This is a genomic window from Streptomyces sp. NPDC002870 (assembly GCF_042888505.1).
In the GTDB taxonomy this organism is placed as follows: Bacteria; Actinomycetota; Actinomycetes; order Streptomycetales; family Streptomycetaceae; genus Streptomyces.
The window spans coordinates 50916-65483 of record NZ_JBIAPW010000034.1 but is presented as its reverse complement, the minus strand read 5'-3'; the positions used below and the strand labels follow the sequence as shown (position 1 = coordinate 65483).

16 protein-coding genes and 1 pseudogene are annotated in these 14568 nt (G+C 69.0%); 6 read left to right on the top strand and 11 right to left on the bottom strand.

Going from position 1 to position 14568, the window contains the following annotated elements; translation table 11 throughout:
* The 3 genes and pseudogenes from ACFYWY_RS30840 to ACFYWY_RS30830 form a co-directional block, all read right to left on the bottom strand.
* On the bottom strand, positions 1 to 696 hold the full coding sequence (locus tag ACFYWY_RS30840) for a hypothetical protein (RefSeq protein WP_389192274.1): 696 nt from the start codon (positions 694 to 696) through the stop codon (positions 1 to 3).
* A 157-nt stretch (positions 697 to 853) separates the two neighbouring features.
* Positions 854 to 1960 (bottom strand): serine hydrolase domain-containing protein, encoded by a 1107-nt coding sequence (locus tag ACFYWY_RS30835; protein ID WP_389192269.1) that lies wholly within the window; start codon positions 1958 to 1960, stop codon positions 854 to 856.
* A 225-nt stretch (positions 1961 to 2185) separates the two neighbouring features.
* Positions 2186 to 2817, bottom strand: a pseudogene (locus tag ACFYWY_RS30830) (DUF4291 family protein).
* A gap of 570 nt (positions 2818 to 3387) precedes the next feature.
* On the opposite strand from ACFYWY_RS30830, the gene ACFYWY_RS30825 reads away from it, so the two are divergent.
* Positions 3388 to 4161, top strand: a complete 774-nt coding sequence (locus ACFYWY_RS30825) for a polysaccharide deacetylase family protein (protein WP_389192266.1) — start codon at positions 3388 to 3390, stop codon at positions 4159 to 4161.
* Between the two features lie 362 nt (positions 4162 to 4523).
* Positions 4524 to 4892, top strand: a complete 369-nt coding sequence (locus ACFYWY_RS30820) for a DUF5958 family protein (protein ID WP_389192263.1) — start codon at positions 4524 to 4526, stop codon at positions 4890 to 4892.
* Between the two features lie 108 nt (positions 4893 to 5000).
* Here the strand turns inward: ACFYWY_RS30820 and ACFYWY_RS30815 are convergent, their stop codons facing one another.
* The 4 genes from ACFYWY_RS30815 to ACFYWY_RS30800 all read right to left on the bottom strand — a co-directional run bounded on the left by ACFYWY_RS30815 (position 5001) and on the right by ACFYWY_RS30800 (position 8130).
* Positions 5001 to 5813 (bottom strand): leucine-rich repeat domain-containing protein, encoded by an 813-nt coding sequence (locus ACFYWY_RS30815; RefSeq protein WP_389192260.1) that lies wholly within the window; start codon positions 5811 to 5813, stop codon positions 5001 to 5003.
* A 91-nt stretch (positions 5814 to 5904) separates the two neighbouring features.
* A complete protein-coding gene (locus ACFYWY_RS30810) occupies positions 5905 to 6243 on the bottom strand; it encodes a hypothetical protein (RefSeq protein WP_389192258.1) in 339 nt (112 codons plus the stop codon).
* On the bottom strand, positions 6236 to 6901 hold the full coding sequence (msrA, locus tag ACFYWY_RS30805; RefSeq protein ID WP_389192255.1) for a peptide-methionine (S)-S-oxide reductase MsrA: 666 nt from the start codon (positions 6899 to 6901) through the stop codon (positions 6236 to 6238). The genes ACFYWY_RS30810 and msrA overlap by 8 nt, the downstream gene beginning before the upstream one ends.
* Positions 6902 to 7026: 125 nt before the next feature.
* The gene (locus ACFYWY_RS30800) at positions 7027 to 8130 is read right to left on the bottom strand and encodes a hypothetical protein (RefSeq protein WP_389192252.1); all 1104 of its coding nucleotides are present in this window, start codon (positions 8128 to 8130) and stop codon (positions 7027 to 7029) included.
* 186 nt (positions 8131 to 8316) lie between these two features.
* Here ACFYWY_RS30800 and ACFYWY_RS30795 point away from each other — a divergent pair, with 186 nt between their 5' ends.
* Positions 8317 to 9471: a cystathionine gamma-synthase gene (locus ACFYWY_RS30795; RefSeq protein WP_389192249.1), complete on the top strand. Its 1155-nt coding sequence runs from the start codon at positions 8317 to 8319 to the stop codon at positions 9469 to 9471.
* 106 nt (positions 9472 to 9577) lie between these two features.
* Here ACFYWY_RS30795 and ACFYWY_RS30790 read toward each other — a convergent pair whose 3' ends face one another.
* From ACFYWY_RS30790 to ACFYWY_RS30775, 4 genes are all read right to left on the bottom strand, one after another.
* Positions 9578 to 9769 carry a DUF1059 domain-containing protein gene (locus ACFYWY_RS30790; protein ID WP_389192247.1) on the bottom strand — a complete coding sequence of 64 codons (192 nt, stop codon included), beginning with the start codon at positions 9767 to 9769 and terminating at the stop codon, positions 9578 to 9580.
* A 63-nt stretch (positions 9770 to 9832) separates the two neighbouring features.
* Entirely contained in the window at positions 9833 to 10084 is a 252-nt protein-coding gene (locus ACFYWY_RS30785; RefSeq protein ID WP_389192244.1) for a hypothetical protein, read from the bottom strand.
* Positions 10081 to 10554 carry a sigma factor-like helix-turn-helix DNA-binding protein gene (locus tag ACFYWY_RS30780; RefSeq protein ID WP_389192241.1) on the bottom strand — a complete coding sequence of 158 codons (474 nt, stop codon included), beginning with the start codon at positions 10552 to 10554 and terminating at the stop codon, positions 10081 to 10083. Before ACFYWY_RS30780 ends, ACFYWY_RS30785 begins: the two co-directional genes overlap by 4 nt.
* A gap of 32 nt (positions 10555 to 10586) precedes the next feature.
* Positions 10587 to 11099 (bottom strand): MarR family winged helix-turn-helix transcriptional regulator, encoded by a 513-nt coding sequence (locus tag ACFYWY_RS30775; protein ID WP_307661457.1) that lies wholly within the window; start codon positions 11097 to 11099, stop codon positions 10587 to 10589.
* A gap of 146 nt (positions 11100 to 11245) precedes the next feature.
* On the opposite strand from ACFYWY_RS30775, the gene ilvA reads away from it, so the two are divergent.
* The 3 genes from ilvA (at position 11246) to ACFYWY_RS30760 (ending at position 14560) form a co-directional block, all read left to right on the top strand.
* Positions 11246 to 12475, top strand: coding sequence for a threonine ammonia-lyase (ilvA, locus tag ACFYWY_RS30770; protein ID WP_389192238.1), 1230 nt, complete (start codon positions 11246 to 11248; stop codon positions 12473 to 12475).
* A 196-nt stretch (positions 12476 to 12671) separates the two neighbouring features.
* Positions 12672 to 13700, top strand: coding sequence for an ATP-binding cassette domain-containing protein (locus ACFYWY_RS30765; protein ID WP_389192234.1), 1029 nt, complete (start codon positions 12672 to 12674; stop codon positions 13698 to 13700).
* Positions 13697 to 14560, top strand: a complete 864-nt coding sequence (locus ACFYWY_RS30760; RefSeq protein ID WP_389192231.1) for an ABC transporter permease — start codon at positions 13697 to 13699, stop codon at positions 14558 to 14560. The genes ACFYWY_RS30765 and ACFYWY_RS30760 overlap by 4 nt, the downstream gene beginning before the upstream one ends.
* Positions 14561 to 14568 lie beyond the last annotated feature (8 nt).

Genomic DNA, 14568 nt, shown 5'->3' with positions numbered 1-14568 from the left:
TCATTCTCTGTGGGCTTCTCTGGGGGCGCTGAGGTCGGCGCTTCGGGCGTCGAGCCGTCCCTTGATGTAGGCGGCCAATTCGGCGCGCGCCGCCTCTACTTGTCCGAGCGCCTGTTCTGCTTCGGCGTTCCGCTCCGCAGTGACCGGAACGCCGTTCTTGACGCACTCCGCCACGGTGAAGGCAGCGTGACTCAAGGTGTGGCCCAGATCGGTGACATCGACTCTGTCGTCCACAGGTGTGCCCCTTCCGAGGGCGTCGAGCATGCTGCCCCGGGCCAGGAGGAAATGGGCGGATGCCGCGTGGGCAAACCAGATTCCGTCCAGGAGAGCTTCGTCGAACGCGGAGTTCAGCGCCGAGTGGGCGGTGGCCAGGTTGCCTTCGAATGCTCCAGGGTCGACCGCGCGACCTGATTTCAGTTCGAGAAAGGTCTGCAGCAGAAGCTCTTGGTAGCTCCTCGTGGTTGCCCTCAGATTGATCAGTCTTTGAGCCAGCCCCTCGCGACTGCGCCGCTCTTCTCGGTCCAACTCCAGCTGCGCCTGGCCCTGTTCGCGCTGCTCAAGCCGTGCCTCTTGCAGGCGGCGCTCGTGTGCCTGCTGCCGGTGCAGGAGCATCGGCCCGAACACTGCGGCGCCCGCACCCAGGGCCGCTCCGGCAATCGCCCCGGCCAGCCCATAGAGGGCAGCTTGATCCGCCATGGCCCAAGCATGGCCTGCCGTCCGGCCACGTGCCACAACTCCGCGTGCAGGGACGGGCATTGACACCCGAGGCCAGGCTGCGACCAGCAGTGCGAGCGGCGCCCGGCCCGGAGGACGGGGCGGTCACTCGTCCTGTGCTGCCATGCGACCCGTTGGATCAGGCGCGCAGACCAATGAGCCCGTCATACGCGGCCGTGACGATCTCCAGTCCCCGATTGTCGTCCGCGGGTTCGCGCATCTGATGTGTCACGTACGCCACTGCCATACGGGCGTCAGGATCGATCATGACCAGTGAGCCGCCCCAACCGCCCCACCCGTAGGTGTTGCCGAAGAGTCCGTAGCCCAGACCCCAGCGCATCGGCATGCCCAGGACGCGGTCATCGCCGTGGAACTGCTCCTCCCGGGCACGGTCACAACCCGCCTGCGACAGCAGCCGCGCCCCCCGCACCGATCCTCCGCAGGCCATCACGGACTGCACGAGGGCGACCGAGCGGGCGTTGCCGAGCCCGCTCGCCGCAGGGATTTGCGCACGGCGCCAGGCCACGCTGTTCCCGTCGTGGACCCGTATCGGGGTCCCGGCGGCGGGAGTCGCGCCATCGGCGGCGGCACTCGCGGCGTAGCCGTCGTCCCGGGACTGTGGCGGGATCGTGAGCGCCACCCGGTGGTCGTGCTCGGCGGGCAGGCCGATGTGGAAGTCCGCGCCCAGCGGGCCGGCAACCTCGTCGGCGAAGAACGCGCCCAGAGTCCGGCCGGTGATGCGGCGTACGACCTCGCCCACGAGGAATCCCTGGGTGAGCGAGTGGTATCCGGCCTCGCTGCCCGGCTCCCATTGCGGAGCCTGCGCGGCCAGTCGTGCCGTGGCGGACGTCCAGTCGTACAGCTCCGCCACCGGCCCGTCCCAGTCGGGCAGGCCAGCCGTGTGCGCGAGCAGATGGCGTACCAGCACCTTCTCTTTGCCCGCCGCGGCGAACTCCGGCCAGTACCGGGCGACCGGCGCGGCCAGGTCGAGTTTGCCACGGTCGGCGAGAACCAGGGCGCACAGCGCGGTCATCGTCTTGGTGACGGACCAGACGTTGACGATCGTGTCGCGCTGCCACGGGACCGTACGGTCGGCGTCGGTGAATCCGCCCCAGACGTCCACCACCGGCCGGCCGTCCACGAAGACGGCCACCGAGCCACCGGCGTCCCCCTCGTCCAGCAATGCCGCCAGCGCGCTGGGCACGGCAGTGAACAGATCATCGTATGAGCCCTGAACGTCCGCCATGCGGAGAATCTAGCCAGCTTGGGGTGACGCGACGCAACTGAATTCCCGGCCCGCTGGCGGCGATTATCCCTCAGTGGCTTCCGGCGCAGGGGCGATGCCGGTCGGGCAGGAAGCCCCCAGTTCGTCTCGAACGGGGTACTTAGCTTGACCCCCGTCCCGGCGAGCCTGTGCTGCCATGTGACCCAACCCAATTACGACGGTCGGTTGTTCGGCGAGCTTGTGCGTTCACGGACGTAGGTGGGCCAGCAGTTCGTCTGCGGCAGGGTAGGGACGCTCCTGTGGCAGTAGCCGGGCCGCGGAGTCGAGGTCGCCGCTGCTCACGAGAGTGCGGATCTCACGGGCGAGTGGGGTCACATCGACGATGCCGACCGTCCATTCGTCCGCGTAGCGTCGTACGGCTTCACCGGCGAGGCCGAGTTGCAGGGAGCGGTACGGCAAGGCGTGCAGATGCAGGTATCGCGCTCGGGATCCCACTGGATGCGAGTGGGCGCGCGCTTCAGCTGACGCTGCCAGGTGGCGCGGTCGGGGGTCCACCAGCGGATGCCGTCGGGGTGCAGTTTCTGACGTGTGTCGTGCGTCGGGTGGCTGGCGGGCCCGGTCGGCGTGTTCGACCAGTCCATGGTCACCACCAACACGTCCCTGCCCGCGAACAGCTCGTCGAGAACCGTGTTGTACCGGTTCAGCACGATCGCGTACTCGTCCTCGGACTCCGGGTAGCGCTTCGATTCGGGGAGGCTGTGGAAGCGTACCCACCGGTCGCAGTACGTACTGCGGAACGTGTGGGCGATGAGCGGACCCGACGGCCGCCGTTCCTGCCACAGCCCCGCCAACAGCTCGGGGGTGAAGTCGGAGCTCATCCATGAGCCTTTGCGACGCCGATCGAGCAGGAGACGCCGGTGCCGCCGAGCCTGTAGGCCGTGTGACCCGTTTGTGCCTCGTTGCTCAGAGGCACAGGGTCGCAGTGCGAGTCGGAGTCTTCCCACGCCATAGGACCTCGGCTTGGCGAAGTCCTTTCCGCGGCCGGCCTTCGATGCCGGAGGCCCTCGTCACAGCGGCAGATCGTCGGGCCGGGCCCAGAATGCCTTGTGCCGTCTCAAGGGCCGTGCGGTATGGAAGTCGCGCCGGTCGAGGGGGAGTGTCGCGTTCATTGGCCTTCCGCCAGGCGCTGGAGTGTCCACCAACGCGATGCTTCGTCGTCGGGGATGTCCGGGGAGGCTGAGTGGAACGACAGCCCGCACCGTGGCCGCTGCCCTGGGATCGGGCCAACTGGCCCGGTTCTGGCCGCTGCCAGCCGAGTTGTCCGCGAACTCCCCCGAGATTGTCCGTGATCGGTAACGGACGCATCCCGTGGCCGCCGCCCCTCGTCCTGCCAGGTGGTCGCAAAGTGACCGGGGATCGGCGAGGAACTGGGCGAAAGCGGGGGCGACATGGCACGGCACGGTGGCGGGCGGGGCTGGTACGGCCATCTGGTCGGGGCGGCGCTCGGGGTGACGGTGCTCGCCACCGGTGCCTCGGTGTGGACGGCGCAGGCCGGTGCCGTGGGCGGCTCGTCGCCAAAGGCAGCCGCGTCGGCGACTCCGGGCAGTGACGTCAAGCAGGTCGCGGTGACCATCGCGCACGCCTCGGACAAGGGGACGCGCGGCGTCAACATCACCATCGACGACGGCCCCGACCCTGTGTGGACCCCTCAAGTGCTGGACGTGCTGCGGGAGTACGGGGTGAAGGCCACGTTCTGCATGGTGGGGAGGCAGGCGCAGGCCCACCCGGACCTCGTGAAGAAGGTGGTCGCGGCCGGGCACCGGCTATGCAACCACTCGGTGTCGCACGACACCACCATGGACAAGAAGTCCCAGGCCTACCAGTCGCAGCAGATACACGACGCCGAACGCTTGATCACCGAGGCGTCCGGAGGTGTACGGCCGATGTACTACCGGGCGCCCGGCGGGGCCTTCACCCCTCACAGCCGTAAGCTCGCCGCTTCCCGGGGGATGCGCCCGCTGGGCTGGAACGTGGACACCAAGGACTTCGAACAACCGGGCACGGACGCTATCGTCGCCACCGTCGAGCGGGAGCTGCCCAATGGGCCGACGCTCCTCTTCCACGACGCGGGCGGCGACCGTTCCCAGACCGTCGAGGCCCTGCGCCGGATCCTCCCCTGGCTCAAGGAGCAGGGCTACTCCTGCGGCTTCCCGGTGCGTTGAGCGGCCCTGGTCGGTCCCGGCGTTCGAGGTCCCGGCCTGCCGCGAGCGCCACCCGCAGCCCCTCTCGCAGTTCGGCCAGTCGGCAGGCTGCGTCCAGGCGGGCCAGCCGCCGACCTTCGTCCCGATGATGTCGGAGTCGGATGGCCACCTGGAGCCGCCCGTCGGCAACCGGAGACGAGGTTCCCAGGTCTCCCACATGTCCTTGGGCAGATCAAGCCACCTCGGACAGTCCTCCGCGGTAATCGGGGACAACGTGGACGGTTCCGGCATGTGCTCCTCGTCGTACTCGCCCTCGCTCACCCCGGGGATCCAGTCAGGGGGCAGAGCAGTGATGCGTGAACGCGAGATCATCCTCAACGAGCTTGCTCAAGGCTCCGTCCGATGCCAGAGGGCATCGCGTGGTCGAAAAACTCGCGGAGGAGGAGCAGCATCTGACGCTGCATGAACTGTCACTGTTCTGTGGTCAGGCGCGTACCACAAAGGAAGACGCGGCAGAGGGTATTGCGCGTTCAGGGATACGGCCCACTCACACACCTGCCGTGATGGCCAGCCTGGGACGCTTCCACATGTCCCAACTGCCTATGTATGAGCTCAGCAAGGCGTTCCGGCTACTGGTCACTCTGCTCGGCATCGCCGATGCTCGGATACGCGAGCGCTATTGCGCTGATGGGTGCAGTCATGAGTGGCATCAGCTGGTGGCCGACCGAGATGCGGGAGCACCCGATACGTGATCCGCGCGAGTGCCGTGGTCTCGGTCAGGCGACAGCCCAGTTGCCAATGCGCTGCTGTTCATTGGACCTGTGGCGTATTGCATACCCAAGAGCACCAGCTGTGGACGGTTACAGGTAGCCCGGAGACGGTTGGTCGACTCTGCCGCCTTCGTGTGTCGTTGTGATGTAGTCCTCAGCACCACGGGGCAGAGCTGTCAGGCACTTTGGCGAGCATGCATTGACCAAAAGGGGAAGGACGTCCGTGGCTACTCGCAGGGAGATCCATGCCTGATGGAGATCGGTCTGTTTGATCTGCTGGCCGCAAACGCTGCATGAGCGGATTGTTGTCGCACCCCAAATATGGGGATCCAGATCTCCGCGATCGAGGCGGTCCGCCGAGCTGCTCCTCGGGCGCTGAAGCCGGGGGAAGGGTGCCCGCAACTTGTAGTTGCCGTAGAGCGCGCGGGTGCTGACGGTACTTCTGGTGAGCTTTGAGCATCTGTTGATCTCGTAAGGGAACCAGTGCAGCCGGTATGAGGTGTAGGGGGTGAACTCCTCCAGGCTGCTCATGGCACCGATCTCCGGGGGGATCCGGACGAGGTTGCTGCCGTAGAGGACAAGGTGCCTGACGGCGGTCAGCTTTGCGATGGTTGCGGGCAGAGTAATGATCTGCCGGCGTTCATCGGGGCTGAGTTCGGCGAGCGGGCGGAACTCCTCTCTGCCGTCAGCGGCCGCTTCCTCGATGAGCGCGAGCAGGCGCTGCCAGCCCAGGGCTGACGTGTCCTGACGTTCTGGGTGGAAGCCCACGCGCGCACGTGGATGTGGCTTGCGCTGGTCGAAGCACATGCACGTGTCCCGGTAGGAGCCGCGACTGCCGGTGGCCGGGGCCGATGTATCACCCCAGCGATTCACGAAACGTGCAGGTTCTTCCTGATCCACCATGGCGCGAACATTACAAAGGTTCTCCTGCCGCGGCACAGCGGACTGCTCTCGCTTGACCAGGGTGGGTGTTCTCGCTTGCGCTGTCGGCTGCTCAGCGGTCGACGAAGCGAGGCTGCGGCCATGAGGTGATTGGCTCGCTGGACGCCGAGTAGATCTCCAGGAGCGAGAGATAGCCGTCCTTCGTGAACACCATTACCCCGGCGTCCTCGGGCGAGATGTACCAGGCATCCGCAGCCGGATTGCCGTGCGTCGGAGCTGGCGGCACTGCGGCACGGTCCACCGCCAGGTCGGCCGTCACGCAGCCGCATCCACACCTGTCCGCCACCTGCGTATGCGGAATCTGAGTGCGCAGCGCGCTGCTCACCGGATCCGAGCCGGTCAGCAGCGCATTCAGCGTCGCCGTCGCCTGCTGTGAGAGGGGCTCAGCCATCTGCCTTTGCGACGCCGATCGGGCAAGAAACCCCAGTCCCGCCGATCCCGCAGTACCCGGCCGGGTTTTTGTCCAGGTACTGCTGGTGGTATCCCTCCGCGGGGTAGAACGGGCGGCCCTCCGCCGGGAGCAGTTCCGTCGTGATCGTGCCGTACCCGGAGCCCGTCAGGACCCCTTGGTACGCCTCCCGGGACGCCTCCGCGGACTTCGCCTGGGCGTCCGAGTGGGTGTAGATCGCCGAGCGGTACTGCGTGCCCACGTCATTGCCCTGGCGGAAGCCCTGCGTCGGGTTGTGGGACTCCCAGAACAGCTTCAGCAGCGACTCGTACGAGACGACGGACGGGTCGAAGACGACGCGGACCGCCTCCGTGTGGCCCGTCAGGCCCGAGCAGACCTCTTCGTACGCCGGGTTCGGGGTGTATCCGCCCTGGTAGCCGACCAGCGTCGTCCAGACGCCGTCCGTCTGCCAGAACTTGCGCTCCGCGCCCCAGAAACAGCCCAGACCGAAGTCTGCGACCTCAAGGCCCTCCGGGTACGGGCCCAGCAGTGGGTTGCCGAGGACCGTGTGGCGGTCGGGGACGGAGAACTCGGGGGTCGGGCGGCCGCGCAGGGCCTGGTCGGGGGTGGGGAGCTCGGGGGTGCGGCGGGACAGGAACATGCGGGTCTCCTCGACGTACGGTCGGCCTACATGACAACGTCCGGGGGCGGGCAAGGATTCCTGACCCCGCCGCCACTCCGCCCCGCGGCCCGCCGCCGCCCGCGCCCCGCGGCCCCGGCCCCGCCTCACTGCAGCAGCGTCGCCGGGCTCCCGCCATTCGCCTCGTACCCCGCCACCGCCAGGTTCCGGTACACCGTGTACTCCGCCGCCGGGTCGCCGCTGTGTGTCCACGGCAGCGCGCCGACGTGGCCGTCCACCCTCACCAGCTGGTTCATCGCCTCGGCCCACCTCTCCGACCGTACGAGGAAGAGGACCAGCAGATGCCGTACGTGCGCGAGCATCGGGTCGTCGGGGCGGGCGGAGTGCACCGCGAAGAGCGCGCCCTCCATCGCCTTCGTCACCACCGCGCTCTGGTAGAAGCCCTGCACCAGGTTGACGTCGGGGACGTGCTCGTACACCGCGAACAGCGGCAGCGCGGCCAGCAGCGAGCCCTGCGGGGCGCGGGCCGCGGCCGTCGTCGCGAAGTGGTCGGCCTCCTCGCGGGAGCCGTGCCACTTCTCGCACCAGTAGTGCAGCGCGGCCAGATGTGCGCCCATGTGCTCGGGCGCGCGGTCGATGACCTTCGCCCACACCTGGTCGAACTGCTCGGCGGGGTAGCCGAGTCCGCGCGCGACGGCGAGTTCGATGATGTACGGGACTGGGTCGCCGGGCGCGAGCAGAGCCGCCTCCTCGCAGACCGTACGGGCCTCCTCCAGGATGATCCGGAAGTCGTCCGTCCCCGCGGTCGAGGACCGCCAGGCCTGCTGCACCAGGAACTCCGCGTGCACCTGCGCGCCGCCCGCGTCCTTCGGGGACTCCGAGCGCCAGGCGCGCAGCCATGCCCCGCCGACGCCCGGCCGCTGCTGGAGCTCCAGCGACGCCGCTCCGGCGAAGGCCTGCACGCGCTGCCAGCGCACCTCGCCGTCCTTCGGGGTGCCGGCCAGCAGCTGCGACGCGGCCCGCCAGTCCTGGGTCTGCAGCACGACGTCCAGTACGTCGAGGAGGTCCTGGTCAGGTCCCGGCAGCCGGATGTCCAGCTCCTCCTGGCGCATGAATCCGTACGTGTCCGGGTCGGCGGCGTCGGGCGAGCCCGGGGCGACCTGGCGGATGCCGTGGCGGCGGCGCAGCACGAAAGGACCGATGACCGCGGCCAGCATGCCCATCGCGATCAGGAACCAGAGAATCTCCATGGCCCCATTGTCTCCAAGACCGCACAGTCCAGGACAGCGGCCGGCGCGGCACACGCACCAGGGCCCGGCCGCGATGCCCTGGACAGCGGCCGGCGCGGGCCGCGTCCCGGGTCCGACCGCACAGTCCCGGACAGCTGCCGGACCGGGCCGCGCCCCCGAAGCCGACCCGGACTACGCTCGGGGCTCATGAGCGACCAGCACAGCTTGCACAGCTTCGAGACCATCGCGATCCACGCGGGCAACACTGCGGACCCGCTGACCGGCGCGGTCGTCCCGCCCATTTATCAGGTGTCCACCTACAAGCAGGACGGCGTGGGCGGACTGCGCGGCGGCTACGAGTACAGCCGCAGCGCCAACCCCACCCGGACCGCCCTCGAGGAGAACCTCGCGGCGCTGGAGGGCGGCCGGCGCGGGCTCGCCTTCGCTTCCGGGCTCGCGGCGGAGGACTGCCTGCTGCGTACGCTGCTGGAGCCGGGCGACCATGTGGTGATCCCGAACGACGCCTACGGCGGCACCTTCCGGCTCTTCGCGAAGGTCGTCTCCCGGTGGGGCGTCGAGTGGTCGGTGGCGAACACCTCCGACCCGGCCGCGGTGCGTGCGGCCCTCACCCCCAAGACGAAGGTCATCTGGGTCGAGACCCCGTCCAACCCGCTCCTGGGCATCACCGACATCGCGGCGGTCGCGGAGATCGCGCGGGGCGTGGGCGCGCGGCTCGTCGTGGACAACACCTTCGCCAGCCCCTATCTGCAGCAGCCGATCGCGCTCGGCGCGGACATCGTCGTGCACTCGCTGACCAAGTACATGGGCGGGCACTCCGACGTCGTCGGCGGTGCGCTGATCGCTGCGGACGCGGCGGTGGGGGAGGAACTGGCGTACCACCAGAACGCGATGGGCGCCGTGGCGGGCCCCTTCGACGCGTGGCTGGTGCTGCGCGGCATCAAGACGCTGCCCGTGCGGATGGACCGGCACAGTGCGAACGCCGCCCGGGTCGCCGAGATGCTCACCCGTCACCCCAAGGTCACACAGGTCCTCTACCCGGGTCTTGCGGAGCACCCGGGCCACGAGACCGCGGCGAAGCAGATGAAGGCCTTCGGCGGGATGGTCTCCTTCCGGGTCGAAGGCGGCGAGGAGGCGGCGGTCGAGGTCTGCAACCGCGCCAAGCTCTTCACGCTGGGCGAGTCCCTGGGCGGTGTCGAGTCGCTGATCGAGCACCCGGGACGGATGACGCACGCCTCGGTGGCCGGCTCAGCCCTGGAGGTTCCGGCGGACCTGGTGCGTCTGTCGGTGGGCATCGAGGCGGGCGACGATCTGCTGGCGGACCTGCAGCAGGCGCTCGGCTGAACCACGCGGACCGGAGGCCTACGCCCGGCCCGGCCGGCGTTCTACGCCCGTACGGAACGCCCTACGCCCGTACGAAATGCCCCACGCCCGTACGGCAAAGGCCCGGTCAGGCGTGGACCTTCTCGTCCTCGAGCATCTCCCGGATCTGCGAACGCAGTTCCAGGCTGTCCGTGTGTCCGTGGACGGAGACCGCGTGTTCACTGGCGGCCCGGACGACTTCCTCTTCCTCGCCGGAGATGGTGAGAGTGCAGTTCATCTCGCTCGGGAATTTGCGGCAGTCGGCAACTTTTCTGGTCATGACGACCTCCTCGGCTCGATCTGTGCGCCGCTTCATCCAGCATAGATCCGGACAAGGGGGGCGTTACCAGCCCTCCAACGGAGGGGTTGTCTTCGCCGGTGGCGTCATCCATGGCTCCGCCGTCGCCGCCCAGATCGCGAACGCGATCGCCGCGGCCACGACCAGCAGCCATGCGGCGCGGCGGACCGCCCGGTGGCGGCGCAGCAGCCTGGTCCCGTGTTCCGCCGCGCGGGCCGCCAGATCCGCCGGGACCGCGGGGTGGCGGGTCTCCAGCATTCGGCGGACTTCGTCCTCCTTGCGGTCCTGGCGGCTCATGTCACCGCCTGGGCCTGTGCGCGCGGCGGCGTCGGCGGGGCGCTGCGCATCGTCGCGATCGCGCGGGCGCAGATGGCGCGGACCCGTTCCACCGGGAGCCCGATCAGCGCCGCCGTCTGCTCCTCGGCGACCCCTTCGTACAGGCGCAGCACCAGGATGAGGCGTTCCTGCGGGGTGAGGCGGTCCAGTACGCCGCCGCGCACCCGGTGGTAGCGCCAGGCGCTGCGGGCGAAGCGGGCGGCGAGTTCCTGGCGGGTGCGGTCGTACGGGTCCTCGCCGCGCAGCCGGTCCCATTCCGCGTACGTATGGGCGAGGGCCGCGGTCAGCAGCTGCTGGGCGTGCGGGTTGGCACTGGGGGGCTCGGCGGTGAGCAGGGTCGCGGCGTGCAACAGCCGCCCGGCCGCGCCCGCGACGAACGCATCGAACTCACGGGCCCGGCGACGCCCTCGTACCGTCTGCCGCTCGCTCACCTCCTCATATAGAGGCAGGTACGCCACCGGGGTCAAGAGGTCGGCGGCGTCTCCGTGTCCACGGGCGGCAGCCCGGCCTGGCGGGCGGAGAGCGCGGTGTTGAAGCGGGTGAGCAGGGTGCAGAACGACTCCCGCTCCGTCTCCGTCCAGCCGTCCGTCACCTGTGCCATCAGTTCGCGCCGCGAGGAGCGGACTTCTTCGAGCCGGGCCTGGCCGCGGGGCGACAGCTGGAGCACGACGGCGCGGCCGTCCTCCGGGTGCGAGGTGCGCTTGACGAGGCCCGTGTCGACGAGCGGCGCGACCTGGCGGGTGACGGTCGACGAGTCGATGCCCATGCCCGCGGCGAGCGCCTTGACCCCCATGGGGCCTTCCTTGTCGAGCCGGTTGAGCAGCAGATATGCGGCACGGTCCATGGAGTTGCGGACCTGGCCGACCCCGCCGAGCCGGGTCTGTTCCGCGCGGCGTGCGAAGACGGCGACCTGGTGCTGGAGAGCATCGAGGAGGCCGGGATCGAGATGAGTCGTCATGTCCTGAGTGGTGGGCATGGCTAGGGGGCTCTCTCGTGCGGTGGTCGGTTGGTGGGGGACAGAGTACGCGGCAACGACCCGGTGCGTACCAGGGCTGCACAAACCAGTGGGGAAGCACGGGATCCGGGCGGCCGCCGGGCCCGTGAGCTGCGAGACTTGACGTCATGACCTTCAGCACGCCTGGCACCTTTCGCCCCGTCATCCTCGACGACATCCGGGGGGCGCAGAAGATGCTCGCGGGGGTCGCCAGGATGACCGCGATGGAGGGCAGCAGGCATCTGTCGCAGCTGGTGGGCGCGCCCGTCCACCTCAAGTGCGAGAACCTGCAGCGCACCGGTTCGTTCAAGCTGCGCGGCGCGTACGTACGGATCGCCGGGCTCTCCCAGGAGGCGCGGGCCGCAGGCGTCGTCGCGGCGTCCGCGGGCAATCACGCGCAGGGGGTCGCGCTGGCGTCGTCGCTGCTCGGGGTGCGTTCCACGGTGTTCATGCCGATGGGAGCGCCGCTGCCGAAGGTCGCGGCGACGATGGAGTACGGCGCCGATGTACGGCTCCAGGGCCATGTCATAGAGGAGACGATGGCCGCCGCGCAGGAGTACGCGCACGAGACGGGCGCGGTCTTCATCCACCCCTTCGACCACCCCGACATCATCGCCGGGCAGGGAACGGTCGGCCTGGAGATCCTCGAGCAGTGCCCGGAGGTGCGGACGATCGTCGTCGGCATCGGCGGCGGCGGGCTCGCGGCCGGCATCGCGGTGGCGGTGAAGACGCTGCGTCCGGATGTGAAGCTGATCGGCGTGCAGGCGGAGGGCGCGGCCGCGTATCCGCCTTCGCTCACCGCGGGGCACCCGGTGTCGATCGACCATCCGTCGACGATGGCGGACGGCATCAAGGTGGGCCGCCCCGGGGACGTTCCGTTCAAAATCATTGGCGATCTTGTCGACGATGTCCGTACGGTCTCCGAGGACGCGCTCTCCAGCGCGCTGCTGCTCTGCCTGGAGCGGGCGAAGCTCGTGGTCGAGCCCGCCGGGGCCAGTCCGGTGGCGGCGCTGCTGAGCGAGCCGCGGGCGTTCGAAGGGCCGGTTGTCGCTCTGCTGTCGGGCGGCAATGTGGACCCGCTGCTGATGCAGCGCATCCTGCGGCACGGCATGGCGGCGGCGGGGCGGTATCTCTCGCTGCGGCTGCGCCTGACGGACCGGCCAGGGGCCCTTGCCGCACTTCTCGGCTCGTTGTCAGTGGTCGACGCTAACGTCCTTGATGTGAGTCATGTGCGGACCGATCCGCGGCTCGGGCTCACGGAGGCGGAGGTGGAGTTGCACCTGGAGACGAAGGGCCCGGAGCACTGCGAGGAGGTCGCGGCGGCGCTGCGCGAGGCGGGTTACACCGTCATGGTCTGAGCCGCCGGCCAAAGCAACCTGCACCAGTCGCGACGCTCTTGAGCGCCGCGACCCCTACATCGCAACCCTCTTGAGTATCGCGATGTATCGCGTTAACTTATGGCCTCTGCTATGTTCCCGCCGAGCCGCGGGCCCGCATGCATGTCCGAGCTTTTCGCAACCACGCGACCACAACCGCCACCTTGGGAGACCCCATATGCCAGGCGCCATTTACGCCGAAGGTCTGGTGAAGACCTTCGGCGACGTAAGGGCTCTGGACGGCGTCGATCTCGACGTCCCCGAAGGCACGGTTCTGGGACTTCTCGGCCCGAACGGCGCCGGCAAGACCACCACCGTGCGCGTACTGACCACGCTGCTGCAGCCCGACAGCGGCAAGGCAGTCGTCGCCGGAATCGACGTCCTCAAGCATCCGAACGAAGTCCGCCGCTCCATCGGCCTCTCCGGCCAGTTCGCCGCGGTCGACGAGTATCTGACCGGCCGCGAGAACCTCCAAATGGTCGGCCGGCTCTACCAGATGAGCGCGCGGGACGCGAAGCGGCGGGCGGGCGAGCTGCTCGATCGCTTCAACCTCGCCGACGCCGCCGACCGCCCCGCCAAGACGTACTCCGGCGGTATGCGCCGCCGCCTCGACCTCGCCGCGGCGCTGGTCGTATCGCCGCCGGTGATGTTCATGGACGAGCCGACCACCGGCCTCGACCCGCGCAACCGGCAACAGCTGTGGGAGGTCATCCAGGAGCTGGTCAGCGTCGGTACGACACTGCTGCTCACCACCCAGTACCTCGAAGAGGCCGACCACCTGGCCCACGACATCTGCGTCGTCGACCACGGCAAGGTCATCGCCCGCGGCACCTCCGACCAGCTCAAGGCGCGTACCGGCGGCGAGCGCGTCGAGGTGGTCGTGCACGAGAGCGAGCAGATCAGCCCCGCACGCGAAGTGCTCCTGCGCTTCGGCAAGGGCGACGTCGCGATAGCCGAGCACACCCGCAAGCTCACCGTTCCCGTCACCGGCGGCGCCAAGCTGCTCGCCGAGGTGATCCGCGAGCTGGACGTCCGAGGCGTCGAGATCGACGACATCGGCCTGCGCCGCCCCACCCTCGACGATGTCTTCATCTCGCTGACCGGCCACGCCGCCGAGACCGGGGCCGAGGAGAACGGCGCACCGGAGGATGCCAGGGGCGCCCAGGGAGAGAAAGCCGAGAAGTCCCGGAAGGAGTCCGCGAAGTGACCGCGACAACCGCCACAACGGACGCCGTGCAGGCAGCGGCACCACCCAGACCCCGCGGCGGCATAGTGCAGTCGGTCAACGACTCGCTCGTCATCGCCAAGCGCAATCTCATCCGGATGACCAGGATCCCGGAGATGATCATCTTCGGGATGATCCAGCCCGTCATGTTCGTAGTGCTGTTCAGCTACGTCTTCGGCGGCTCCATGCAGATCGGTTCGTCCACCGCCCCGTCCGTCTACCGCGAATTCCTGATGGCCGGCATCTTCGCCCAGACCGTCACCTTCGCCACCGCGGGCGCCGGCGCGGGCATCGCCGACGATATGCACAAGGGCCTCATAGACCGGTTCCGGTCGCTGCCGATGGCCCGTGGAGCGGTCCTCACCGGTCGTACGCTCGCGGACCTCGTACAGACCGCGCTGACCGTCGTGGTCCTCACGATCGTCGCCCTCCTCGTCGGCTGGCGGATCCACGAGGGCCTGCCCAAGGCGCTCGGGGCCTTCGCCCTGCTGCTTCTGCTGGGGTACGCCTTCTCGTGGATCGGCGCACTGATCGGACTCTCGGTGCGGACGCCAGAGGCGGCCACCTCCGGCGGTCTGATCTGGCTGTTCCCGGTGACGTTCATCTCGAACGCGTTCGTGGACTCCAGCAAAATGGCCGGCTGGCTGCAGCCGATCGCCGAGTGGAACCCGTTCAGCGCCACGGTCCAGGCCTGCCGCCTGCTCTTCGGTAACCCGGGCGTCTCGCCGTCCGACGCCTGGCCGATGGAGCACCCGGTGCTGGCCTCGATCCTGTGGTCGGTCCTGATCATCGCGGTGTTCCGGACGCTGGCGGTGCGCAAGTACCGCTCGGCGACCGTCTGATCCGCAGC